Genomic DNA, 24,618 nt, shown 5'->3' with positions numbered 1-24,618 from the left:
GGGACCCCTGTCCCTTTTTTCGTCATTCTTCCTCTTCCGATGAAACGGGCTGGAGGCTGCCGTTTTCCAAGTCCACGGACTGGATCCGGATCTGCAGCGCTTTGGCCATTTTCTTGAGCTGCTGGGCTTCCCCTGCGGTGCAGATGTTGAGCACCTTGCCGGAGAGGCCGTTCCTGCCTCCGCGCCCCGCCCGGTGCAGGTAGTCTTCGGCGGAGTCCGGCAGGTCCATGTTGAAGATGTGGGTGACCTGGGGCACGTCCAGCCCCCGGGAGGCCAGGTCGGAGGACAGGAGGATGGGGCATTTGCCGCTGCGGAACTTCTCCATGGCGGCCTTTCTTGCCTGTTTTCCCGCATCCCCCCGGATGGAGGCAACCGGAATGCTGTGGTGCGCCAAAGTGGATTCCAGGTTGGCCATCGGGACGGCCTGATTCAGGAAGACCATGGCCTTGGTGGGTTTCTCCGCAGCGATAGCCTTCCGAAGCATTTTTGTCTTTTCCCGCAGGGGGGTGACAAGAAGCAGATGGGTGAGGTTTGCATTCACCCTGGGCTCCTCCATGAGGAGGAGCACGGGATCTTTCATCCTGTCCTTGGCAAGGTTGCGCGCATGCTCCGTCATGGTGGCGGAAAAGGCCAGCAGCTGCCTGTCCCGGAGGGTGGTGCGGATGACCTGCTCCACCCCTTGGAACTGCTGGGGATCGAAAAGACGGTCGGCTTCATCCAGGACGACGGTGCGGATCTGGTGTGCGGCGATCTTCTTCTTCTGGATCAGGGCGAGGATCCGCGGGGCGGTGCCGACGATGAACTGGGGCTTTTCCCGCAGCTTCTCGATCTGCCGTTGGATGCCGGCTTGTCCGTTGATGGCGGACACCTGGAAAGGCAGGCCCGATGCATCGGCCAGCAGACGGACCTGGTCCGCAACCTGCAGGGCAAGCTCATAGGTGGGTGTCAGGACCAGCACCTGGTTCTCCCTTTTCGATGCATCCATCCGGGCCATCAGGGGCAGCAGATAGGCAAAGGTCTTTCCGCTGCTGGTGGACGATTGCCCGATGACGTCCTGTCCTGCAAGGACGGCGGGGATGGCAGCAGCCTGGATGGGGGTGGGCGTATGGATCATCAATTTTTTCAAGCCCTCCTCCAGATGGGAAGGGATGCCGGTACAGGCGAATGTGTTTTCCAATGGGAACCTCCTTGGTCGTTCATGGGTTTGAATTACATTATAGCAGAGGCGGAGGGAATGGAACAGGGGAATGAAAAAAATAGACAACCTTCCCGCGAATGGTGCTATACTATAGGTAAGGAATGTGACAGGAAAGCGAGAGGAGGCCGACATGAAAAACATGCTCCATGCCTATTCCTCCAGACAGCACATGCTGGGGGAGAACTATGAAATATACCATTATCTGGACCAAAGGATGCACGGGGTGGAGTTGCATCACCATGACTTCTACGAGGTGTATCTGCTGGTTTCAGGTGATCTGGACTTTCTGATCGAAGGGCAGACCTACCGGTTGAATCCTGGGGACATCGTGCTGCTGGACACAAGGGACCTCCACCAGGCGTATATCCGGAAGACGGATACGCCCTATGAGCGGTATGTGTTCTGGATCAGCAGGTCCTATTTGCGGAGCCTTTCCTCGGACAAGACAGACCTGCTCCAGTGCTTCGAAGCGCCGGAGAAAAGGAGTGTGGTCAACACGGATTTCGAGATTCGGCAGGAACTGAAGATGCTCTTCCAGAAGCTGATCGCCCTGGAGGACTTCCAGGGAGAGGGGAAGGACCTGCTGGCAAAGGCTTATTCCATGGAAATCCTGGTGAAGATCAGGAACATCCTTGCGGACAAGGAGAAGCTGTACAATACCATCCTTAAGAAGAGCGTCCTCATCGACAGCATGATTGCCCATATCGAAGCCAACCTGAGCGAGGACCTGACCATCGACAGGCTTGCGGAAGAGTTCTTCCTGAGCAAGTACCACCTGTCCCGGGAATTCAAAAAGTACACGGGGGTTACCATCCACCGGTACATCATCCTGAAGCGGCTCATCATGGCGAAGGAATTCATCCTGCAGAACGACTCCATCACAGACGTGTACATCAAGTGCGGATTCGGGGATTACTCCAATTTCTTTCGCGCGTTCAAGAAGGAATATGGCATAACGCCCAAGCAATTCTATGAAATCATGACGGATGCGGAGCGGGCGCTGTAGGATGCCACAACCGTCCAAAGGAAAAGACGGAAGCTGCAAGCATTTTTTACAAGTCATCCAGCACCATTCGCATTTTTTTCCGATGCAGGGGATGGTATGATTCCTAGTAGAGATAGAAACAACAAAACACGTCATCAGGGAGGAATGAAAATTATGGAAAATGCCAACACGGTTCAGCAGTCGAGATACCATCGGGCGAAGCTTTGGCAGATCGGACTCTTCACGTTAAACAACACGGCGACCAATGTGGCCATGCTGTCCATGATGTTCTACGCGTTTTTCACGCAGAACGTGCTGGGACTTTCCGCGGCAGTCGTGGGAACAATCGCCATGGCGATGCGGATTTTTGACGGTGTCACAGACCCTGTGATTGGATTCGTCATGGACAGGACGGACGGGAAATTCGGGAAGTTCAGACCCTTCATGCTGGCGGGGAATGTCATCCTCTTCATCACGATCCTGCTGATCTTCCGGACGGATGTGGAGAAGGGACAGTCCTGGAAGTACTTGTACACCACGGTACTGTATGTCCTGTACATCATCGGCTACACCTTCCAGACAGCGGTCACCAAAGGAGCCCAGGCGGTCCTTACCAACGATCCCGCACAGAGGCCGGTATTCACCTTCTTCGACGCCATCTACAACACGGTGCTTTTCAACGTCGGCACCTGGTTCATCTTCACCTTCATGGGCCCCAGATATGCGAAGAATGTCATCGACCCCAGCTTGTGGCATGACGTCACGCTAATCTTCATGCTCATCTCCTTCGGCATGACCATCTTGGCCATCATCGGAATCTGGCGGAAGGACAGGACGGAATTCTTCGGAATGGGAACCCATGCTCCGAAAATCAGGATTGCGGATTCCCTGGAAGTGATCAAGAACAACCGTCCCCTCCAGATGCTGGTCGTTGCGGCTTCCACGGACAAACTGGCCAATGTTGCTGTCCGTGGGGCGCTGGTGTACTTCTTCTCCAACATCCTCTACAGCACCGCACTGCAAGGGAAATACTCCCTGTGGGCCATCATCCCCACACTCATCGCGACCTTCGTAGGGGTGCGGATGGCTTCGAAGGGTGGAATCAAGAAATCCTTCACCCTGTTCACCCTCATGGGCACCGTGATGCTGGTCGCCATGCTGGTGCTGACCCCCATCCTGCGTGCGGATTCCAGTGTGGCGGTTCCAGTGACGGTCATCGTTCTGCTGGTCCTTATGGCCATCCAGGTGTCTGTAAGCCAGCTGGCCGGAAACATCGTCATCCCCATGATTGCGGATTGCAGCGATTATGAGACGTACAGGACCGGACGGTTCATGCCCGGGCTGATGGGAACCCTGTTTTCCTTCGTGGACAAGCTGATTTCCTCCTTCGCCACCTTCATCATCGGTGTGGGGATAGCGTTCGCAGGCTATGGCGGAACGATCATCGAACCCAATTCCGTTGTGAACGGCAGGTTCGAAGGGGTCATCCTGTTCATCATCTTCGGCCTTCCTCTGCTGGGGCACCTCGCCTCCCTCTTGGCCATGAAGTTCTATGAGCTGGACGACAAGCGGATGGCGGAAATCAAGCAAGCCATCTGGGAAAAGAAACAGAAGGCCATGGCGGGTACCGCCGAACAATGAACATGAAAGGAGGAGGGCTTCCCGAAGGGAGGCCTTTAGCCTTTCCACATTCTGAAAGGAGCATGAAAATCATGAAAGAAAGCATGTACAAATATTTCGACCTGGGCATCGTCCACTTCATGGCTTTTCCGAAGACCATGTCCGGAGAAGGGGAAATCCTTCCTTCGGTGGACAGGATACTGGAAGATCCCTATTTCACCGCAATCGAACTGACCAGGATCAACGATCCCGAAGTGCGCAAGCTGGTGGGAAAACACATGCGGACCGCCCATGTCCGTGGTGGTTTCGGAAGCCAGCCCATCACACTGATGGGAGGGCTGAACGTGAACCATCTGCAGGAAGAGGAAAGGCTGAAGGCGGTGGAGGCACTCAAGGGGGGGATCGACCAAGCGGAGGAGATGGGAATCAAAGGGTTCGCTTTCCTGAGCGGCAAGTATGAGGAGGAAAGCAAGGAAGATTCCTACACCCAGCTGCTGAAATCCACCCGAGCCCTCTGCGACCATGCGAAACCCAAGGGAATCCGGATCATCCTGGAGATTTTCGACTACGACATCGCCAAGAAGAGCCTGATCGGTCCCACCATGCTGGCCAAGCGGTTTGCCGAGGACATGAAGAAGACCCACGACAATTTCGGCCTGATGGTGGACCTGAGCCACATACCCATGTACTACGAGAGCTACGAGCATGCCATCCAGCCTATCCTGGAGCATGTTGTGCACATCCACCTGGGAAACACGGTGATTTCCGATCCCTCCCACGACGCCTACGGGGACGAGCATCCGGTGTTCGGCTACCCCAACAGCGAGAACGACGTGGAGGAGGTCACCCGCTTCCTGCAGGTGCTGTTCGCCAGCGGTTTCTTCGACAAGGAGGAAAAACCCATCGTCAGCTTCGAGGTGAAGCCGGCGGCGGACCAGACCTCCGAACTGGCCATCGCCAACTGCAAGCGGGTACTGAACATCGCCTGGGCCAATCTGGAAATCGAAGGAGGAAAAGGATGAAGACAGTCGTATTGGACGGATATACGCTGAACCCCGGCGACCTCAGCTGGGAGGGCCTTCAGGCCCTGGGGGACCTGGAAGTCCATGACAGGACCCCTGCCGACCGGATCCTGGAGCGGATCGGGGATGCGGAAGCGGTCTATACCAACAAGACCCCCCTGACCAGGGAAACATTGGAATCCTGCCCCAACCTGCGCTTCATCGGTGTCCTGGCCACAGGCTACAATGTGGTGGATGTGGAGGCCGCCAAGACCCTGGGGATTCCTATCGCCAATGTGCCCACCTACGGCACCAATGCGGTGGCCCAGTTCGTCTTTGCCCTCCTCCTGGAGCTGGCCCACCATGTGGGGCATCACAGCGACACGGTGCTGAAGGAAGAACGATGGACCAGGAGCCTGGATTTCTGCTATTGGGACCATCCGCTGATGGAGCTGGACGGCAAGACCATGGGCATCGTGGGATTGGGGAGGATCGGTACGAGGACGGCACGGATCGCCCAGGCCTTCGGCATGCAGGTCCTGGTGTACGCCAGGAGGCCGGACCCGTCCATGGAGTCCGACACGCTGCGCTTCGTGGACTTGGAGACCCTCTATGGGGAGTCGGATGTCATCAGCCTCCATGTCCCCCTGACGAAGGAGACCGAAGGCATGGTCAACAGGGAATCCATCTCCAGGATGAAGACCGGAGTGCTTCTGGTCAACACCTCCAGGGGCGCACTGGTGGTGGAGGAGGACCTGGCCGCCGCCCTCAAGGAGGGCAAGGTGGGGGGAGCCGCTTTGGACGTTGTCTCCAGCGAACCGGTGCAGGCGGACAACCCTCTGCTCCAGGCTCCCAACATCCTGATCACCCCCCACATCGCCTGGGCACCGAAAGAGGCACGACAGCGTCTGATGGATGTGGCGGTGGACAACCTGCGTGCGTTCCAGGCGGGAAATCCCATCAACATCGTGAACCCGCAGTAAGGTTTAGGATACGCATCGAGGAAGGCCGCAGACGGTTGGATCAGACCGTCTGCGGCCTTCCTTTTCGTGCTCCCCTTCCTTCCTCTTCCGCATGGGAAGCGCGCCTGTATCCGGTAGGGGACAGGTGCTTGTGCTTCCGGAAGACCCGGGAAAAATAGTTGGGGTCGTCGATCCCCACCAGGCGGCTGATCTCCTGGACGGACAAGCCGGTATGCCGCAGATGGTGGCAGGCCTCCTGGACCCGGAGCCGGTTGACGAATTCGGACAAGGTGCAGCCCATCTGGGCCTTGAACTGGTTGGCGAGATTGGAGGGCTGCATCTCGAAGCGTCGGGCCAGGGCCGTGACACCCAGGTCCTCGTCCAGATGGAGTTGGATGGTGTCCACCACCCGGCGAAGGGAAGGGGAAAGCTGGGGATAGGCGTGTTCCTTCACGGCCCGGGTATAACTCTGGTACATTTCCGTCTGCAACTTGTAGATTCCCGCCCGCGTGCTGGCTTGCTCGATGAGGATGGCGAAGCGCATGGACAACTGGTCCAGGTAGACGGGATGCAGTCCCCCCTCTTCGGCCGCATGGCGGAAGATGGTGTTCATGACGATGGCGATGTTCTTTGCGGAACGCAGGGGGTTCTCGGGAAAACGGTCCTTGATGGGGGTTTCGGTTTCGATCTGCCGGATGAGCTTTTCCACCTGCGTTTCATCCCCCCTGGCCACAGCCCTGCGCAGTTCGTGTTCGTAGCCATAACGAAGCGCTAGCATGTCCTCGGTGGCGTCGGCCGCCGGAGCGCCTTCCGCAGCCTGGGGACCTCCGCCCAGCGCATGGTAATTTGCGGTGGGCACATCATGGGTGCTGGACCCGAAGAGGTTCATGCCGATGAAGCTGAGGTGCTGGCTGTAATTGTCTGAAAGGATTTTCAGGCTGTCGTAGTAGTTGCGGAGCAGATGGCGCTGGAAAAGGGGGAGGCCCCAGTGGACCATGAGCCTGGAAATGGAAGCGTCGTCCTTGGGGCTGGTTAGGAAGGGCCCCATCCGGAGGTATCCTGCGGGTGCATCCTGAAACAAGAGGGGGATGAAGACGAATTCCAGGTCCCCCCGGGTGGAGGCGACGCAGCTGCTGGGGGGGGCCGTCTCCATGCAGAGGGCGGCGATCCGGGGATTGTCTTCCTCCGGGTCGAAGTCCAGGACCTGGGGGATGGGCTGTTTGGCAAGGCTGTGGACCCTCTCGAAGGCGGGGGAGAACCAAACCAGGTCCAACTGGGTGAGGGCGTTCAAATGCTGCATGCCGCGTATGATCCGCTGGTCGAATTCGATTTTCTTCATATGCGTCTCCTCCATTGTGAAAAAATAAATATGGTGCTGCTTTCTTAAATTAGATTATAACACTCTGCTGGAAAATTTGCTACAATGAATACAATGAAGGATGGAAGGAAGCCACAAACCACAAGGAGGATATTTATGAGAATTGCAAAGGACATGAACCGGGACTGGAAGTTCCTGAAGACGGAGGGTGGCGCTTGGGAGAGCGTTAACCTGCCCCATACATGGAACGCCCAGGACGGTGCCAACGGATTCAATTTTTACAAGGGAGCCTGTTGGTACGAGAAGAGGTTCCAGGTGACTTCCCAGGAAGAGGGAAAGCGTTTCTTCCTGGAGTTCCAGGGCTCCAACAGCGTAACGGATGTCTACATGAACGGAAAGCACCTGGGACAGCATCGGGGAGGCTACAGCACCTTCCGTTTCGATGTGACCGACGGACTGGCGGTGGGCGGGGAGAACACCTTGTCCGTCAAGGTGGACAACACGGTGTATGAGGACGTGTATCCCCAGATGGCGGACTTCACGTTCTACGGCGGCATCTATAGGGATGTGGCGCTGATTGTGGCCGAACCGGTACACTTCGACCTAATGGACCATGGCTCCCAGGGGATTTACATCACCCAGGAGAAGGTGGACCGGGAAAAGGCGGAGCTCACCGTGCGCAGCCGGATCTCCAACAGCAGGGAGGCCACGGAGAAGGTCCGGCTCTGGCTGGAGGTGCTGGACGATGCAGGAAAGACGGTGGCCTACGGTGCAAGGGAGGTGTTCGTGGAAGCGGGAAGCACGGCGGAAGCCGCCGTCCCCCTTTCCATCGAGAACCCCAACCTGTGGCACGGTTTGGAGAATCCCTATCTGTACAGCCTGAAGGCTTCCCTTGCCAGCTGCAACGACACGGTGGACGAGGTCCTGATCCCCTTCGGGGTCCGCCATTTCGAAGTGGATGCTGAAAAAGGCTTCTTCCTGAACGGGGAGCACCTTCCACTCCATGGCGTCTCCAGACACCAGGACAGGAAGGACATGGGATGGGCAATCACACCCAGGGAGCAGGACGAGGACATGGCCCTGATCAAGGAAGTGGGGGCAAACTCCATCCGGCTGGCCCATTACCAGCACAACCAGTATTTCTACGACCTGTGCGACAGGGAGGGGATGGTGCTTTGGGCGGAAATTCCCTTCATCAGCGTCATGGGCAAATCCGATGCGGACGGGGAAAACGCCAAGCAACAGTTGGTGGAGCTGATCCGGCAGAACTACAACCATCCTTCCATCTTCTTCTGGGGGGTGCAGAACGAGATCCAAATCGGGGGGGAAAAGCCCCTGGTGCGGCAGGTGGTCCAGGAACTGGCCGAAATCGCCAAGAAAGAGGATCCCAACAGGCTGACCACCATGGCCAACGTGATGTTCGTGAAGGACGGGGATCCCTACAACTTCATGACGGACACTGTGGGCTACAACAAGTACTACGGATGGTACCAGGGCCAGGCGGAAGACTTCGCCGGTTGGCTGGACGGTTTCCATGCCGCCAACCCGAAAGTGAAGCTGAGCATATCCGAATACGGGGCGGAAGGCATCATCCAATACCACAGCGAGACCCCGAAAGTGAAGGACTACACGGAAGAGTACCATGCCCTGTACCACGAGACCGTTTGGAAGATTTTCGAGGCCCGTCCCTACCTGTGGGGCACCTATGTCTGGAACATGTTCGACTTCGGGGCCAACATCCGGGACGAGGGTGGCGTGCAAGGCAGGAACAACAAGGGGCTGGTGACCTATGACCGGAAAATCAAGAAGGACGCCTTCTACATGTACAAAGCCCACTGGTCCAAGGAGAAGTTCGTCCACATCACCGGCAAACGCTTTGTTGAACGGGCCACCGGGGAAATCGACTTGAAGGTGTACACCACCTGCGGCAAGGTCCGCCTACAGGTGAACGGGACCACAATGGAGGAAAAGGACGGCGACGGACATGTGGTGGTCTTTCGGCAGGTTCCCCTGCAGATGGGGGAAAATACCCTGCAGGTGGAAGGGCTTATGGCAGACGGCAGCTTGGAAGCCCGGGATACGGCCCATTTCCAGCGGGTTCGGGAAGAAAATCCCAGCTATGGGGCCCCGGAAGCCAAGGGCGGAGTGGTGGACAACTGGTTCACCATGCCGGAGGACCTGGAGGATGTTGTGGTGGAAGAGCTGGTGATGTCCGAGGACTGCTTCTCCACCAAGGACAGCCTGGGCGCAATGATGGAAAACATGGAAGCCAAGGCCGTGATCCGGAAATACTTGGGGGATGTGGAAAGCCAGCCCATGTACGGCATGCTTGAAGGAATGAGCATCGACATGTTGGCCGGCATGGCCGAGGAAACGTTCACGGAAAAAGTGATGTACCTGTTGAACAAGGAGCTTTCCGCCATCCGGAAAGGACAGGAACAATAGGAGGGATAGAACGATGGAGAATACAACCGCAGCACAACGGTCCAGATACCACCGCGCCAAGCTTTGGCAGATCGGACTTTTCACACTGAACAACACCGCAACCAACATCGCCATGCTTGCCATGATGTTCTACGCGTTTTACACACAGAACGTATTGGGGCTTTCGGCCGCCATCGTAGGAACCATCGCCATGGGCATGCGGATATTCGACGGCGTCACGGACCCCATCATCGGGTTCCTGATCGACAGGACGGACGGAAAGTTCGGCAAGTTCAGGCCGTTCATGTTGGTCGGGAACATCATCCTTTTCGGTTCGGTTTTCCTGCTCTTCAGGACGAATGTGGAAGCAGGGGAGAACTACAAGTACCTGTACACGACCATCCTTTATGTGGTCTATATCCTGGGGTATACGCTCCAGACAGCGGTCACCAAGGGGGCCCAGGCGGTACTGACGAACGACCCCGCCCAAAGGCCCGTGTTCACATTCTTCGACGCCATCTACAATGCCATCCTCTTCAATGTGGGAACCTGGTTCATCTTCACCTTCATGGGTCCCCGCTATGAGAAGAACGTCATCGATCCGATCCTGTGGCATGACGTCTCCCTGGTCTTCGTCGTCATCTCCCTGGGGATGACCATCCTGGCCGTCATCGGCATTTGGCAGAAAGACAGGACCGAATTCTTCGGCATGGGCGCACATGCACCCAAGGTCAAGATTTCCGATTCTTTGGAGGTGATCAGGAACAACCGTCCCCTTCAGATGCTGGTGGTGGCGGCCTCCACGGACAAGCTGGCCAACGTAGCCGTACGCGGCGCCATGGTGTACCTCTTCTCCAACATCCTCTACAGCACGGCGCTGCAAGGGAAGTATTCCCTTTGGGTGATCGTCCCCACCCTGCTGGCGGCCTTTGTGGGCGTGCGGATGGCTTCCAAAGGGGGCATCAAGAAATCCTTCGTGCGTTTCACGTGGATGGGCACAATCATGCTGGTCGTCATGCTGGCGCTGACCCCTGTGCTGCGGGCCGATTCCAGCCAGGGAACGCCAGTCAGCGTCATCATCCTGCTGGTGCTCATGGCTGTCCAGGTCTCCGTGAGCCAGCTGGCCGGCAACATCGTCATCCCCATGATCGCCGACTGCAGCGACTACGAGACCTACCGGAGCGGACGCTTCATGCCGGGACTGCTGGGCACCCTGTTCTCCTTTGTCGACAAGATGATCTCCTCCCTGGCCACCTTCATCATCGGCGTGGGGATCGCTTTTGCCGGATATGGGGGGCAGGTCATCGAACCCAATACCGCAGTGAATTCCAAATTCGAGATGGTCATCCTGTTCATCGTTTTCGGTCTTCCGCTGATCGGGCATGTGGCATCCCTGGTCGCCATGAAGTTCTACGAGTTGGATGAGAAGAGGATGGTGGAGATCAAGGAGGACATCTGGGAGAAGAAGCAGAAGGCCGTCGTTGCGGAGGCGTTTGCAGAATGACCCAATGAATGAAAAGAAGCTTGCACGGCAGTTCCTAATCGACTGCCGTGCAAGCTTCTTTTTGCATGTCCCCAATTTCCAAACCGTGTTCAGAGTCCCAGATAGTTCCGGATGTTGTTGCTGCAGATGTCCTCCACGATCCCGCCCAGGATTTCCGGATCGCCGTGGAATTCGCCTTCGTCCACAAGGGTTCCCAGGAAGCTGCAGAGGATCCTGCGGAAATAGTCGTGCCTGGCATAGGAGAGGAAGCTGCGGGAGTCCGTAAGCATGCCCACGAAGTCGGCCAGCATCCCTTGGTTCGCCAGCGTTGTGAAATGGTCGAGCATCCCTTGCTTGTGGTCGTTGAACCACCAGGCGGAACCGAACTGCACTTTGCCCGGCACACTGTCGATGGAGAAGCAGTGGGGCAAGGTGGACAGGACCAGATTGTCCTTGTCGTTCAAAGTGTAGAGGATCGTATTGGGCAGTCCGCCGTTTCCATCCATGGCATCCAACAAAGCGGCCAAAGGTCTGGCCACGGGAAAATCGTTCATGACGTCGAAGCCGGCATCGGGGCCCAAGACGGCAGCCCAACGGCTGTTGTTGTTCCGCAGGGCGCCGATGTGGAGCTGCATGGCCCAGTTGTTTTTTGCGTATGCGCCGGCCAGAAGGACCAGGAGCTGGTTTCTGAAGATCTCCCCCTCCAGGAAGTCGACCTCCATCCCCAGGACGGCCTTCTGGAACACCGCTTCCGCATCCTCCAGGGTGCCGGAAGTCTCCAGCAGGCTTTCCAGGGAATGGTCTGCGAGCACGCACCCCTGGGAATGGAAGAAGCCGATCCGGTCAACCAGGGCATCCGCCAGGTCGCGGAAGTTTCCGATGCTGATGCCGGAAGCCTTCTCCAGCTCCTTCAGGTATTCCGTCCAGCCGGGCTTGCGGATGGCAAGCGCCTTATCCGGGCGGAAGGTGGGAAGGACCTGGAAGGGATGCCCCTTTTCCTTCAAAAGGATGTGGTGCTCCAGGCTGTCCGTAGGATCGTCGGTGGTGCAGATCAGTTTTACATTGGAGTTCAGGATGATCTTCACCGGGGAAAGGGATTCCTCCCTGATTTTCCTGTTGCAGCGGTCGTAGACCGCCTCCCAGTTCTTTTCCGTCAGGGCTTCCTCCACACCGAAGTAGGTGGAAAGTTCCATGTTGGACCAATGGTAGATGGGCGACCCGACCAGCCGGCCGGCCGTTTTGGCGAAGTGCCGGAACTTGTCCGCGTCGCTTCCGTCGCCGGTGACGTATCTCTCCGGAACGCCGGCAAAGCGCATGGTCCTCCACTTGTAGTGGTCGTGCTTCAACCACATGGAGGAAATGTTGTCGAATATCCGGTCCTCATGGATTTCCTGGGCCGAAAGGTGGCAATGGTAGTCGTAGATGGGGGCGTTTTTGGCATGGGCGGCATACAGCCGTTCCGCAGTAGGCCCCTGCAGCATGAAATCATTCTTCAAGGTTCTTCTCCTTCTTGGGGGTGGTTTCATATCCTGTCTACCAGTATACCAGGAACCGGTGCAGTTTCCATGCGATGGTTGCTTAGTTGCTTGCGATAGTTGCTGTATTGGAAGCTCCTTGGCAGCCAATTTTTCCGGTGGTATAATGAAAACAGTGGATTCAACGGATATTCAGATCATTCAAACAAAGGGAGGACGAAATCATGACATTCAGGAAAATGGACATGCAGGACCAGACGCGGCCGGAGGGAAGGAACTGCATCCTGGCCTACGGATTTTCTCCTGAGGAGGGGACCAAGTTGGCGGCCCATGCAGTCGGGATAGGCATCTGGGAAACGATCCTGCTGGACGGCAGGAGCGACGGGATGCGGCTGCTGGAGATCCTGGAGGACCCCCTGGCCGGCACGGGGACACCCGCTCCCGAACCGGCGGAGCGGAAGGCGGTGGTCTTCCATGCGGTGTCCCAGGAGGAGCTGCACCGGTTCATCCGGCAGTTCTCCCTGCTGGGGATGGAAAGGCCCCTGTTCGCCATGGTGACCCCCGTTTCCGCCGGCTGGCGGCTGGGGGAGCTGATCGGAGAGCTGCAGGAGGAAAGGAAGAGGTTGTAGCCATGGATACGGCGGGAAATCCGGGTCTGCCGTATAATGCAGGGGAGAGCGAATCAAATGAACACGAGGGACGACAGGAGGAAGCGTTGTGGAACAGAACGAGATTTTCGATATGCAGGAAAGCCTGTACACTGTTACAGAAAAGTACCCGGAGGCCATTCCCCTTCTGGTGGCCATCGGCTTGGAGAACATGCAGGATCCGCAGAAACGGAAGGTCCTGGGTAAGAACATCACCATGGAGGCCGCCTTGCGCCTGAAGAAGGTGAATCCCGGGACATTCATGGGGAACCTGCAGGAAGCCATCCGTCAGAACAGGGACCAGGCGGACATGGTCCAACCGGAACCGGACGTGAAGGTGGCAGGCGTGCTGCCCTGTCCGGTGAAGGTGCCCCTGATGGAATCCTTTACGGGCTTCTGGGAGAAGAACAGGGAACAGCTGGGCTTCACCCTGGAGCATGACCTGAAATCCGCTTCCATGGGATTGGATTGGATGGTGGAGGACCTGGCCCAGGCGACCTCGGAGGAGGCTCTGGCGGACCTGTTCATCAGCGCGGGCTTCGACATCTTCTTCGACGAGAAGCTCATGGGGAAGTTCAAGGCCCAGGGGGTCTTCGAGGACCTGACCGGACTGGAGCGCTACAACAGCGATTTCTCCAACAGCCGGCTGGAGCTGCGGGATCCGGACCGGCAGTATGCGGTGTTGGGCGTGGTTCCCGCCATTTTCCTGGTGAACAGGGAGGAGCTGGGGGACAGACCCATGCCGAAGGGCTGGGGGGACCTGCTGGGCGAGGCGTTCGAGGGCGCGGTCAGCCTCCCCATCGGGGACTTCGACCTTTTCAACGCCATACTGTTGAACATCTACAAGAACTTCGGGGAGGAGGGAGTGGAAAGGCTGGGAAGGAGCCTGCTGCGGAGCATGCATCCCTCCGAGATGGTCAAATCCCACCAGAAGAGGAGCAAGCGCCCTGCGGTGACCATCATGCCGTACTTCTTCACGCACATGGTGAAGGAGGGGGGGCCCATGGTCGCCGTATGGCCGGAGGAAGGTGCCATCGCCAGCCCCATCTTCCTGCTTGCGAAGAAGAGCAAGCGGGAAATGCTCAAGCCGCTGGTGGAATTCTTCGCCTCGAAGGAAGTGGGGGAAATCCTGGCGCACAACGGAAGGTTTCCCAGCGTACACCCGGAGGTGGACAACCGTGTCCCGGAAGGGAACACCTACCTGTGGGTGGGCTGGGACTTCATCAGGCAGAACGACCTGGGCCCCCTGCTTAAACATTGCGAAGCGTTGTTCCATGCACACACCGGCAGCTAAAGGAGGGAAACCATGCAGCTTGTAACCGTATCCGGACCACCGTCTTCAGGGAAGACTTCGGTGATCCTCAAGTCCATCCAGGCCCTCCAGAGCCGGAAACTGAAGGTGGGGGTGGTGAAGTTCGATTGCCTTTACACCGACGACGACATACTGTACGAGAAGGCGGGCATCCCGGTCAAGAAGGGCCTTTCGGGTTCCCTGTGTCCGGACCATTACTTCGTAAGCAACATCGAGGAGGTGGTCCAGTGGGGCAGGAAGATGGAGCTGGATGTGCTGGTCACTGAAAGCGCCGGCCTATGCAACCGATGCTCGCCCTACATCAAGGAGGTGAAGGCGGTGTGCGTCATCGACAACCTGAGCGGCATCAACACCCCGAAGAAAATCGGTCCCATGCTGAAGTCAGCAGACATCGTGGTCATCACCAAGGGGGATATCGTATCCCAGGCGGAACGGGAGGTTTTCGCCTCCAAGGTCCATTCGGTGAATCCCAGGTCCATCACCATGCACATCAACGGGCTGACGGGCCAGGGGGCCTACGAGCTTTCCACCCTGCTGCACGACGGCAAGGAGAACCTGGACACCGTGAAGGGAAAACAGCTTCGGTATCCCATGCCGTCGGCGCTTTGCTCCTACTGTCTTGGAGAGACCAGGATCGGGGACGACTACCAGATGGGGAACGTGCGGAAAATGGAAATGGGGGACGGCCATGAAAAATAGGCATCTGTTGAAGGAAAGCATCGAGGCCCTGCTGGAGAAATACCCCTTTCTGGGAGCCTTTTTCGAGGACAACAAGCTGGAGGTGGAAGGGTCCGGACACCTGACCTTTCCGGAGTTCCTGCAGGGCTTCGACAGGGAAGCGGTGGAAGAGAACGCCATGGACCTGGAATCCCTGGAGGAGGGCCTGGTCACCTATGTGGAACAGATGCTCTCCTTCCTGGGGCTGGACAGGGAGGAGGGGGTTTGGGAACTGACCATCCTGGCGGGGAGGGACAAGTCCGGGAATCCGGAAGGGTTTGACGAGATCACCATCCGGAGGAGCGACATCGTATCCATCGTAGGGCCCACCGGTTCCGGAAAAAGCAGGCTTCTGGCGGACATCGAATGGACCGCGGACGGGGACACCCCTACCGGCAGAAGGATTCTGATCAATGGGGAGACGCCGGACAAGAAATGGCGCTTCTCTTCGGGAAACAGGCTGGTGGCCCAGCTTTCCCAGAACATGAACTTCGTAATGGACCTGACCGTCCGGGAATTCCTGGAGCTCCATGCCAGGAGCCGGATGGTGGAGGACGAGGAGGCCATCATCGGAAAAATCATCCGGGAGGCCAACCATCTGGCCGGGGAGCGGTTCGACCCGGACACGCCCGTCACCAGCCTTAGCGGTGGCCAGTCCAGGGCACTGATGATTGCGGACACCGCCATCCTGAGCACGTCCCCCATCGTCCTCATCGACGAGATCGAGAACGCGGGCATCGACCGGAAAAAGGCGCTGGCGCTGCTGGTGGGGGAGGAAAAGATCGTACTGATGGCCACCCACGACCCATCCCTGGCGCTGATGGCGGACCAGCGCATCGTAATCCGCAACGGAGGGATCCACAAGGTGCTTCCCACCGGGGACGCCGAAAGGGAAATACTGGCGGAGCTTGCGGAAATGGACAGCTACATCGCGGACATGCGCACCCGGCTGCGGCAGGGGGAAAAACTTTCCAAGGCGTAGCTACAGCAACAAACTTTTATTCCCTGTTATGCTATACTACAAACAAGTCAGCCGGATGAAACCGGCAGCTTCCATAAAACAACAACCATCCAGAAAGGGTAAGTGTGAACTCAATGTTTTGTTATCAATGTCAAGAAGCGGCCAAAGGAACGGGATGCACAATCCAAGGTGTTTGCGGCAAGACCAACCATGTGGCGAACCTTCAGGACCTTTTGATCTACACCCTGAAAGGGATTGCGGTATTGAATGAAAAAGGCAAGGCTGCAGGCGTAAAGTCACCCGAAGCGGACTTCCACATCATGCATTCCCTGTTCATGACCATCACCAACGCCAACTTCGACGACGCGGCCATCGCCAAAACGATCAAAGAGGGATTGGCTGTCCGTGAAGCCTTGAAGGCCTCCTTGGCCGCAAAGGGCGTGGAACTGGGAGACCTGCATGACTGTGCGACCTTCAGCGTCTCCACGGACGAGCAGATCGAAGCGAAGTCCACAGACCTGAAGGCAGGGGTGGGCGTCCTGGCCACGGAGAACGAAGACGTGCGTTCCCTGCGCGAGCTTGTCATCTACGGATTGAAGGGCATGGCGGCCTACGCCCACCATGCGTACAACATCGGCGCCGAGAAGGAAGAGATCTACGCTTTCATTTCCAAAGCCCTGGCCGCAACCCTGGACGACAGCCTGACCGCAGACGAACTGGTGGCCCTGGTGATGGAAACCGGCAAATACGGTGTGGAAGCCATGGCGTTGCTGGATGGCGCCAACACAGGGAAATACGGCAACCCCGAGCTCTCCGAAGTCAACATCGGCGTGCGCAACAACCCCGCCATCCTGATTTCTGGACATGACCTGACGGACATGGAGCAGCTGATGGAACAGACAAAGGGAACGGGCGTGGATGTCTACACCCACAGCGAGATGCTTCCCGCCAACTATTACCCCGCATTCAAGAAATACGACAACCTGGTGGGCAACTATGGAAACTCCTGGTGGAAACAAAAGGAGGAGTTCGAAAGCTTCAACGGACCGGTCCTCTTCACGACCAACTGCATCGTCCCCCCCAGGCCGGAGCACATCTCCAGAATCTACACCACAGGCGCAGCCGGATATCCGGGATGCACCCATATCGTAGCGGACGAGAACGGCAAGAAGGATTTCTCCGCCATCATCGCCCAGGCCAAGACGCTGGCTGCCCCTACGGAAATCGAGACCGGCAGCATCGTGGGCGGATTCGCCCATGCGCAGGTGTTCGCGCTGGCAGACAAAGTGGTGGATGCGGTCAAATCCGGAGCCATCAAGAAATTCTTCGTCATGGCCGGATGCGACGGCCGGATGAAATCCAGGGAATACTATACGGAATTCGCTGAGAAGTTGCCGGAAGGCACCGTCATCCTCACAGCGGGATGTGCCAAATACAGATACAACAAGCTGCCTCTGGGCGACATCGGCGGCATCCCCCGGGTCCTGGACGCCGGCCAGTGCAACGACTCCTATTCCTTGGCGGTCATCGCACTGAAACTGAAGGAAGTCTTCGAGCTGAACGACATCAACGAACTTCCCATCGCCTACAACATCGCATGGTACGAGCAGAAGGCTGTCATCGTCCTCCTGGCCCTGCTGTATCTGGGCGTGAAGAACATCCATCTCGGACCCACGTTGCCCGCGTTCCTTTCCCCGAATGTGGCGAAGGTCCTCGTGGAAACATTCGGAATCGCCGGAATCGGCAAGGTGGAAGACGACATCGCCCTGTTCATGGCTTGATCCACAAGAAACAATGGAAGCGCGCACCCGCAAGGGGCGCGCTTCCATTGTTTCTTGGTGCAACGGTATTGAGATTTTTTGCAGGTTCGTGCTATAATGGACAAAAACGACAGGAGGTGTCCCATGCTTCGGGTAGGCGTGATCATGGGTGGCGATTCCTTGGAAAGGGAAGTCTCCATCCTTACAGGAAATGAATTCCTGCGACATATGAACCGGGACAAGTACCTGCCGGTTCCCATTTTCATCCGTCGTCCCAAGGAGATCCTGGCCTACGCGGACGAGATCGACGTGGCGCTGATTGCCCTGCACGGTAAGAATGGGGAGGACGGCAAGGTCCAGGCGCTGCTGGAGGCGCTTGAAATCCCCTATTCCGGAAGCGGAATCGCCAGCAGCGCCTTGTGCATGGACAAGACCATGAGCAAGATGGCCATGGGCGGCATGGGAATCCTGACACCGCCCTTCGCAGCCGTAAGCAAACAGGATTGGGAAGAGGGTTCCTGGAGAAGCTCCACGGGTTCCCTTGTCTACCCTTTGATCGTGAAGCCGAACCAGGGGGGATCCAGCATGGGCATCACCGTGGTGGAGGATCCTGGGGCCCTGGAGGAGGGAATCCGGACAGCGTTCGGGTTCGACGACCGGGTCCTGGTGGAAGAGTTCATCCAGGGAACGGAAATCACCTGCAGCCTTCTGAAAGGGGAGGTCATCCCCATCCTGAAGGTGAGCCCCACCCTCCGGTTTTTCGACTACGACTCCAAGTACAAGGAGACCACGGGGGCATTGACGGAAACGGTCCGGGATGTCCCCGGGGAGGTCATGGAAGAGGTCCAACGGATTGCCCAGAAGATCTGGAAACTCTTCTCCCTGAAAAACTATGCAAGGATCGACATGATGATCCGGAACAAACAAGTGTATGTGATCGAGATCAACACCCTGCCGGGGATGACCCCCTACAGCCTGCTGCCCAAGAGCGCCAGCGAGGGCGGCTATGGTTTCGGCGAGATGCTGGACAAGATCATCCAAGACGTCTGGACGGGAAGAGCCACCGTCTAGGGGCTTGCCGCCGACAAGACCAAGAAAGGATGTCCTATGCGAAACAAAAGGAAGATGTTGAAATATCTGGCCCTGGGTGCGGTTTTCGGACTGGTGGGGAAAAAGGTCTACCACAATTTCGAAGAACTCAGGAGCGTTTACAACCATTTCATTTTCGGGAAGAGCGAACGGATCGTATACGATGATGAATTCGACGGGGATTCCATGTCCATGCTTTGTTCCGACATTGAAATCGACCTGACGAACACCAATTTCTTTGAGGAAGAGATGTACCTGGACCTTCAGGCGGTGGCAAGCAGGGTGAAGATCCTGATCCCCAGCCATGTGGAGGTGGTGCTGGAAGGGAGCTGCAAGTTCTCGAAGGTGCGCATGGAGCTGGAGGAGGCCCAGAAGAGGGAAATCCTCCACATCCACTACCATCTGACGGCTTCCAGCATGGAAATAGATGCGGAGGAAAGCGAATGCTGCCAAGACCCCTGGAAGGAGAACGGATGAAGCTATTCGACAAGATGGAACGGAAACTGCAGGGGCTGGCCATCCCCCACCTGATGCTGTACATCATCGCCGCCAACGCTCTGGTCTTCCTGGGCAGCATGGCGGACAGGAGCCTGCTGGGACGGCTGGTGCTGGTGCCGGAGCGTGTGCTGGCCGGGGAGGTCTGGCGCCTGCTCACCTTCGTGATGATTCCGCCCAGCAGCAGCCTCCTCTGGATCCTGTTCGCCCTCTACTTCTACTACATGATCGGCACGACCCTGGAGAACCAGTGGGGCAGCTACCGGTTCAACCTCTACTATTTCACCGGCATGCTGGGGACCATCGCGGGATCCATGCTGTCCGGAGTTCCCGTGACGGGCTACTATATCAACCTGACCCTTTTCTTCGCCTTCGCCAGGCTGGTTCCGGACATGCAGCTCCTGCTGTTCCTGGTGCTGCCTGTCCGGATAAAATATCTGGCCTGGTTCAGTTGGGGGATCCTGGCTTTCCAATTCCTTGCAGGAGGCACATCCAGCAAGATCGCCATCGCCGGGGCCCTGGTGAACTACCTCCTGTTCTTCGGCAAGGACATCGTCCTGCGCAGGAAGCAGGAAGTCCGCGTGAGGCAGAGGCGGCAAAGCTACACAAGGGAAATGCCGAAAGAGAAGGGAAGTTTCCACCGGTGCGAAGTGTGCGGACGGACGGAAGAGGACGACCCGTCCCTGGAATTCCGCTTCTGTTCCAAATGCGACGGCTACCACGAGTACTGTTCGGACCATCTCTTCGACCACAAGCACATACAAAACTAGACGAAGGGAGCCAGGTCAAGCTGGTCCAGGAGCGTGTCCAGACGGTCCAGGGACATCCCCTTGTGCTTGACGAAGATGACTACGGAATCCCGTTTGCTTCTGGGGGACAGGAGGCAAAAGCCTCCCACAGCCAGAAGCTTCTGGGTCTCCTCAAGGTCCAGGCTGTAACCGAAGGAGAGGAGAACCAGCTTGTCCCTGGAGGGATGCTTGAGGCCGGAGTAGATCTGGTAGGCATAGTTCCGGTTCAGGCCCGACAGGCGGATGGCTTGGGACTTCTTCAACTTCTTCCAGTCCCCCAGGAACTCCAGATACTCTGTCAGCGGCAGGGCCTCCAGCACGGGCTCGTTCCTTGTGATGTAGCTGAAGATGCTGGCGGATTCCTTCAACTCGCCCAGGAGCCTTTCTGTTTTGCAGGGAAGGAAGCCGGGCGTTTTTTTTTCTTCTTCTTTTGTCATGGGAACCTCCTTTTCGACCAGTATAGCAGAAAGGGGGAAAAAAAGAAGGGAATGTGTGTCGTCGGCACACCAACGGTTGCGGAAATTTGTGTATAATGGAACCATGCAACAAAGGAAAGGGAGGATTGATTAATTTTTAACGGAATAGGGAGCAGACAGTCATAGTCTGCCCGGGTGTTTTTCCCGACCACAACAACCACGGTATTTCTTCAGGCGGCTTCTACCCCAAAGGGAAAAACGCATCGCAGGGCCTTTCGGCCCTGCTTTTTTTGGATTCTTCCGTCTCTTTGGGATGTTGACGCGGTAAAGGAATTGGTATATAGTATAGTTTGAATATGTTCTTTTGGATTTTTAAAAAATTAACAATAATAGGAGAGATACGATGAATCGAGTGTACAATTTTTCAGCGGGACCTTCCACATTGCCAGAAGAAGTTCTCAAACAAGCGGCGGACGAAATGCTGGACTACAAAGGTTGCGGCATGTCTGTCATGGAAATGAGCCATCGCTCCAAAGTATACGAAGAAATCATCCACAATGCGGAAGCATCCCTGCGCAAGCTGATGGGAATCCCGGAGAATTACAAGGTGCTTTTCCTGCAGGGTGGTGCGTCCCTCCAGTTTGCCATGGTGCCCCTGAACCTGATGCGGAAATCCAAGCGTGCGGACTATGTGAACACCGGCGAATGGGCCAAGAAGGCGATCAAGGAAGCCAAACGCTACGGAGAAGTGCGGGTGGTGGGGTCTTCCGAGGAGGAAACCTACAACCACATCCCTTCCCTGAACCCCGCCGATTTCGACAAGGAAGCGGACTATTTCCACATCACCTCCAACAACACCATTTTCGGAACAAAGTTCAAGAACCTTCCGGACACAGGCGATGTGCCCTTGGTGGCGGACATGTCCTCGGACATCCTGTCCTGTCCGGTGGATGTCACCAAATACGGCCTGATCTATGCGGGAGCCCAGAAGAACATGGGACCGGCCGGCCTGACCGTGGTCATCGTCCGTGAGGACCTGGTCGGCCACGCCCCCGACACCACGCCCACCATGCTGAACTACAAGACCCATGCGGATGCAGGCTCCATGTTCAATACGCCCCCCACCTTCGCGGTGTACATCGCGGGCATGGTGTTCGACTGGGTGCTGGCCAAGGGCGGATTGGTGGAGATGGAAAAGATCAACGTCCGCAAGGCCAACCTGCTGTACGACTACCTGGACCAGAGCAAGCTGTTCAAAGGCACCGTGGTCAAGGAGGACCGCTCCATCATGAACATACCCTTCGTGACACCCTCTGCGGAACTGGATGCCAAGTTCATCAAGGAAGCGGAAGCCCAAGGCTTCGTGAACCTGAAGGGACACAGGATCGTCGGCGGCATGCGCGCCAGCATCTACAACGCCATGCCGGTGGAAGGCGTGGAGAAGCTTGTGGCGCTGATGAAGGATTTCGAAGCCCGGAACGCATAGAGGCAAAAAACAAAGCACATACAGGAGGCAAGGATGTTTACAATCAAGACATTGAACAAGATCGACGAGCGGGGCCTGGCCCTTTTTGATAGAAGATATGAGATCAACGGAGAAGGGGAGGAGGACGCGATCCTGGTGCGCAGCGCCAAGATGCATGATTATGTCATGCCCAAGTCCCTGCTGGCCATCGGCCGGGCGGGCGCCGGCGTGAACAACATTCCGGTGGACCAGTGCGCGGAAAAGGGCGTCGTGGTCTTCAACACGCCGGGAGCCAACGCCAATGCGGTGAAGGAACTGGTGATTGCGGGAATCCTCCTTTCCTCCAGGAACATCGTCGGCGGCATCCAGTGGGCCCAGACCCTGAAAGGACAGGAGGATGTGGCCAAGCAGGTGGAAAGCGGCAAGGGGGCTTTCACGGGACCTGAAATCGAGGGCAAGGTGCTCGGCGTCATCGGCCTGGGAGCCATCGGCGTCCTGGTGGCCAACGCGGCCGCTTCCCTGGGCATGGAAGTCTATGGATACGACCCCTTCATTTCCGTGGATGCGGCATGGGGACTCAGCCGGGCCGTGCACAAGGCGCCCAGCATGGAGGAAGTCCTGGCCAAAGCAGACTACGTCACCGTCCATGTGCCCCTGATGGAGGGGACCAGGAAGATGATCAACAAGGAGAGTCTTGGATCGATGAAGGACGGCGTCCGGATCCTGAACTTCTCCAGGGATGCCCTGGTGGACGACGAGGCCATGGAAGAGGCCACCGCCTCCGGCAAAGTCTCCTACTATGTAACGGATTTCCCCAACGAGAAGACCATCGGCATGCAGAATGTGATCGCCATCCCCCATCTGGGAGCGTCCACGCCGGAATCGGAAGTGAACTGCGCCATCATGGCGGCACAGGAACTGAAAAACTATCTGGAGCACGGCAGCATCAAGAATTCGGTGAACTATCCGGACTGCGAAGCCGGCCCCTGCTGCAGCAACCACAGGGTCACCCTCCATCACCGGAACGTCCCCAACATGGTGAGCCAGATCGCCTCCGTTTTCGCCAAGCACAACATCAACATCGAGGACATGATCAACAAGAGCAGGAAAGATTGGGCCTACACGGTTCTGGACGTGGAGAACGACCTCAACGAGGAGATCGTCGGCGAACTGGAAGCCATCGAGGGTGTGGTGCGGGTCCGTCTGATCGAAGAATGCGGGAGGTGACCGGATGGCCATCCTGAAGCCATTTCAAGGAGTGCGGCCCAGGAAAGACCTGGCGGCCGCGATTGCGGCCCTGCCCTATGACGTGTACAGCCGGGAGGAAGCCAGGGAGGAAGTGAAGGACAAGCCCCTCTCCTTCCTGCGGATCGACCGTGCGGAAACCTTTTTCCCGCCCGACCAGGACATGTATGCGGACGAGGTCTACGGGAAGGCCAGGGAAGCCCTGTACGGGATGCTGGAAAGTGGGGAGTTCATCCAGGACTCCGAGGACAGCTTCTACATCTACCGCCTGACCATGGACGGCCGACCCCAGACGGGGCTGGTGGCATGCACAAGCATCGACGACTATCTGGAGGGCAGGATCAAGAAGCATGAGCTGACCCGGGAAAGCAAGGAGCAAGACAGGATTCGCCATGTGGACGCTTGCAACGCCAACACCGGTCCTATCTTCCTGGCCTACCAGGCGAAGGATGCGGTGGACGGCCTGGTGGAAGGCTGGATGGGGGCGCACGGCGCGGAATACGACATCACCACGGAGGACGGGGTGCGGCACCAGGTATGGAGGATCGGCGACAGGGAAACCAACAGCCGGCTGGTGGAACTTTTCGCCGCCGTCCCTTCCCTCTACATCGCCGACGGACACCATCGTGCCGCTTCGGCGGTGAAGGTGGGGCAGAAGCGCCGCCTGGAGAATCCCGGATACACAGGCAAGGAGGAGTTCAACTATTTCCTCTCCGTCCTATTCCCGGACAACCAGTTGAAGATCCTGGACTACAACCGTGTGGTGAAGGACCTGAACGGAATGGACAAGGGAGCTTTCCTGGAAGCCGTGAAAGGGAAGTTCCTGGTGGAGAAGGAAAGCGGCCAGGCCATCCGTCCGGTGGAAAAGGCCACCTTCGGAATGTTCCTGGACGGCACCTGGTATCTCCTCCGCGCAAAGGAAGGGATCGCCAGGTCGGAGAATCCCGTGGAGGCGCTGGATGTCTCCATCCTGCAGAACCACCTGCTGGCTCCGGTGCTGGGCATCCAGGACCCCAGGACGGACGAGCGGATCGATTTCGTAGGCGGCATCCGGGGCCTGGAGGAACTGGAACGCAGGGTCCGCAAGGATATGGCGGTCGCCTTCGCCATGGTCCCAACAGGAATCGACGAACTGATGTCCATAGCGGACGCGGGAGCGCTGATGCCTCCCAAATCCACATGGTTTGAACCCAAATTGCGGAGCGGACTCTTCATCCACCTGTTGGCTTGAAGCGCCGCCCATTGACAGCTGGGAGG

Annotated in this window: 21 protein-coding genes; 17 read left to right on the top strand and 4 right to left on the bottom strand. The window is 57.3% G+C overall.

The features are described from left to right. Positions 1-22: 22 nt before the first annotated feature. Positions 23-1,177, bottom strand: a complete 1,155-nt coding sequence (locus GXN74_RS04170; protein WP_162369669.1) for a DEAD/DEAH box helicase — start codon at positions 1,175-1,177, stop codon at positions 23-25. Positions 1,178-1,328: 151 nt separating this feature from the next. Here GXN74_RS04170 and GXN74_RS04165 point away from each other — a divergent pair, with 151 nt between their 5' ends. The 4 genes from GXN74_RS04165 (at position 1,329) to GXN74_RS04150 (ending at position 5,787) form a co-directional block, all read left to right on the top strand. Continuing rightward, complete coding sequence (locus GXN74_RS04165; RefSeq protein WP_162369668.1) at positions 1,329-2,204, top strand: AraC family transcriptional regulator; 876 nt, start codon at positions 1,329-1,331, stop codon at positions 2,202-2,204. Positions 2,205-2,357: 153 nt separating this feature from the next. Beyond that, positions 2,358-3,824 carry an MFS transporter gene (locus GXN74_RS04160; RefSeq protein WP_162369667.1) on the top strand — a complete coding sequence of 489 codons (1,467 nt, stop codon included), beginning with the start codon at positions 2,358-2,360 and terminating at the stop codon, positions 3,822-3,824. A 71-nt stretch (positions 3,825-3,895) separates the two neighbouring features. After that, positions 3,896-4,825, top strand: a complete 930-nt coding sequence (locus GXN74_RS04155) for a sugar phosphate isomerase/epimerase family protein (RefSeq protein WP_162369666.1) — start codon at positions 3,896-3,898, stop codon at positions 4,823-4,825. After that, positions 4,822-5,787 (top strand): D-2-hydroxyacid dehydrogenase, encoded by a 966-nt coding sequence (locus tag GXN74_RS04150; RefSeq protein ID WP_162369665.1) that lies wholly within the window; start codon positions 4,822-4,824, stop codon positions 5,785-5,787. Before GXN74_RS04155 ends, GXN74_RS04150 begins: the two co-directional genes overlap by 4 nt. A 40-nt stretch (positions 5,788-5,827) precedes the next feature. Here GXN74_RS04150 and GXN74_RS04145 read toward each other — a convergent pair whose 3' ends face one another. Next, on the bottom strand, positions 5,828-7,105 hold the full coding sequence (locus tag GXN74_RS04145) for a helix-turn-helix domain-containing protein (protein ID WP_162369664.1): 1,278 nt from the start codon (positions 7,103-7,105) through the stop codon (positions 5,828-5,830). Between the two features lie 135 nt (positions 7,106-7,240). Here GXN74_RS04145 and GXN74_RS04140 point away from each other — a divergent pair, with 135 nt between their 5' ends. Together GXN74_RS04140 and GXN74_RS04135 are read left to right on the top strand one after the other, a co-directional pair. After that, on the top strand, positions 7,241-9,529 hold the full coding sequence (locus GXN74_RS04140; protein ID WP_162369663.1) for a glycoside hydrolase family 2 protein: 2,289 nt from the start codon (positions 7,241-7,243) through the stop codon (positions 9,527-9,529). 13 nt (positions 9,530-9,542) lie between these two features. After that, positions 9,543-11,012, top strand: coding sequence for an MFS transporter (locus GXN74_RS04135; RefSeq protein WP_162369662.1), 1,470 nt, complete (start codon positions 9,543-9,545; stop codon positions 11,010-11,012). A gap of 89 nt (positions 11,013-11,101) precedes the next feature. On the opposite strand, the gene uxaC is transcribed toward GXN74_RS04135, so the two are convergent. Then, a complete protein-coding gene (uxaC, locus tag GXN74_RS04130; RefSeq protein ID WP_246208581.1) occupies positions 11,102-12,487 on the bottom strand; it encodes a glucuronate isomerase in 1,386 nt (461 codons plus the stop codon). A gap of 203 nt (positions 12,488-12,690) precedes the next feature. On the opposite strand from uxaC, the gene GXN74_RS04125 reads away from it, so the two are divergent. From GXN74_RS04125 to GXN74_RS04090, 8 genes are all read left to right on the top strand, one after another. Next, complete coding sequence (locus GXN74_RS04125) at positions 12,691-13,095, top strand: DUF3783 domain-containing protein (RefSeq protein ID WP_162369660.1); 405 nt, start codon at positions 12,691-12,693, stop codon at positions 13,093-13,095. Positions 13,096-13,183: 88 nt separating this feature from the next. After that, on the top strand, positions 13,184-14,407 hold the full coding sequence (locus GXN74_RS04120) for an ABC transporter substrate-binding protein (RefSeq protein WP_343032788.1): 1,224 nt from the start codon (positions 13,184-13,186) through the stop codon (positions 14,405-14,407). A gap of 12 nt (positions 14,408-14,419) precedes the next feature. Continuing rightward, on the top strand, positions 14,420-15,124 hold the full coding sequence (locus GXN74_RS04115) for a GTP-binding protein (RefSeq protein WP_162369659.1): 705 nt from the start codon (positions 14,420-14,422) through the stop codon (positions 15,122-15,124). Beyond that, on the top strand, positions 15,114-16,124 hold the full coding sequence (locus GXN74_RS04110; protein WP_162369658.1) for an ATP-binding cassette domain-containing protein: 1,011 nt from the start codon (positions 15,114-15,116) through the stop codon (positions 16,122-16,124). The genes GXN74_RS04115 and GXN74_RS04110 overlap by 11 nt, the downstream gene beginning before the upstream one ends. 113 nt (positions 16,125-16,237) lie before the next feature. Further along, a complete protein-coding gene (hcp, locus tag GXN74_RS04105; RefSeq protein WP_162369657.1) occupies positions 16,238-17,884 on the top strand; it encodes a hydroxylamine reductase in 1,647 nt (548 codons plus the stop codon). Positions 17,885-18,007: 123 nt separating this feature from the next. Next, complete coding sequence (locus GXN74_RS04100) at positions 18,008-18,934, top strand: D-alanine--D-alanine ligase family protein (RefSeq protein WP_162369656.1); 927 nt, start codon at positions 18,008-18,010, stop codon at positions 18,932-18,934. A gap of 36 nt (positions 18,935-18,970) precedes the next feature. Further along, positions 18,971-19,429, top strand: coding sequence for a LiaF domain-containing protein (locus GXN74_RS04095; RefSeq protein ID WP_162369655.1), 459 nt, complete (start codon positions 18,971-18,973; stop codon positions 19,427-19,429). Next, positions 19,426-20,217 (top strand): hypothetical protein, encoded by a 792-nt coding sequence (locus tag GXN74_RS04090; protein WP_162369654.1) that lies wholly within the window; start codon positions 19,426-19,428, stop codon positions 20,215-20,217. The genes GXN74_RS04095 and GXN74_RS04090 overlap by 4 nt, the downstream gene beginning before the upstream one ends. On the opposite strand, the gene GXN74_RS04085 is transcribed toward GXN74_RS04090, so the two are convergent. After that, positions 20,214-20,672, bottom strand: coding sequence for an XRE family transcriptional regulator (locus GXN74_RS04085; protein WP_162369653.1), 459 nt, complete (start codon positions 20,670-20,672; stop codon positions 20,214-20,216). The two genes, GXN74_RS04090 and GXN74_RS04085, sit on opposite strands and share 4 nt — an antisense overlap. Before the next feature lie 382 nt (positions 20,673-21,054). Here GXN74_RS04085 and serC point away from each other — a divergent pair, with 382 nt between their 5' ends. Genes serC through GXN74_RS04070 form a run of 3 tightly spaced genes read left to right on the top strand, consistent with a single transcriptional unit; the run spans position 21,055 to position 24,592 of the window. Beyond that, complete coding sequence (gene serC / locus GXN74_RS04080; RefSeq protein ID WP_162369652.1) at positions 21,055-22,137, top strand: 3-phosphoserine/phosphohydroxythreonine transaminase; 1,083 nt, start codon at positions 21,055-21,057, stop codon at positions 22,135-22,137. A 33-nt stretch (positions 22,138-22,170) separates the two neighbouring features. After that, complete coding sequence (locus tag GXN74_RS04075; RefSeq protein WP_162369651.1) at positions 22,171-23,343, top strand: phosphoglycerate dehydrogenase; 1,173 nt, start codon at positions 22,171-22,173, stop codon at positions 23,341-23,343. Between the two features lie 4 nt (positions 23,344-23,347). Then, the gene (locus tag GXN74_RS04070) at positions 23,348-24,592 is read left to right on the top strand and encodes a DUF1015 domain-containing protein (protein WP_162369650.1); all 1,245 of its coding nucleotides are present in this window, start codon (positions 23,348-23,350) and stop codon (positions 24,590-24,592) included. Positions 24,593-24,618: the final 26 nt, after the last annotated feature.

It is taken from the genome of Anaerotalea alkaliphila, assembly GCF_010179735.1.
Lineage (GTDB): Bacteria > Bacillota > Clostridia > Lachnospirales > Vallitaleaceae > Anaerotalea > Anaerotalea alkaliphila.
This window is presented reverse-complemented; position numbering and strand designations above follow the sequence as displayed.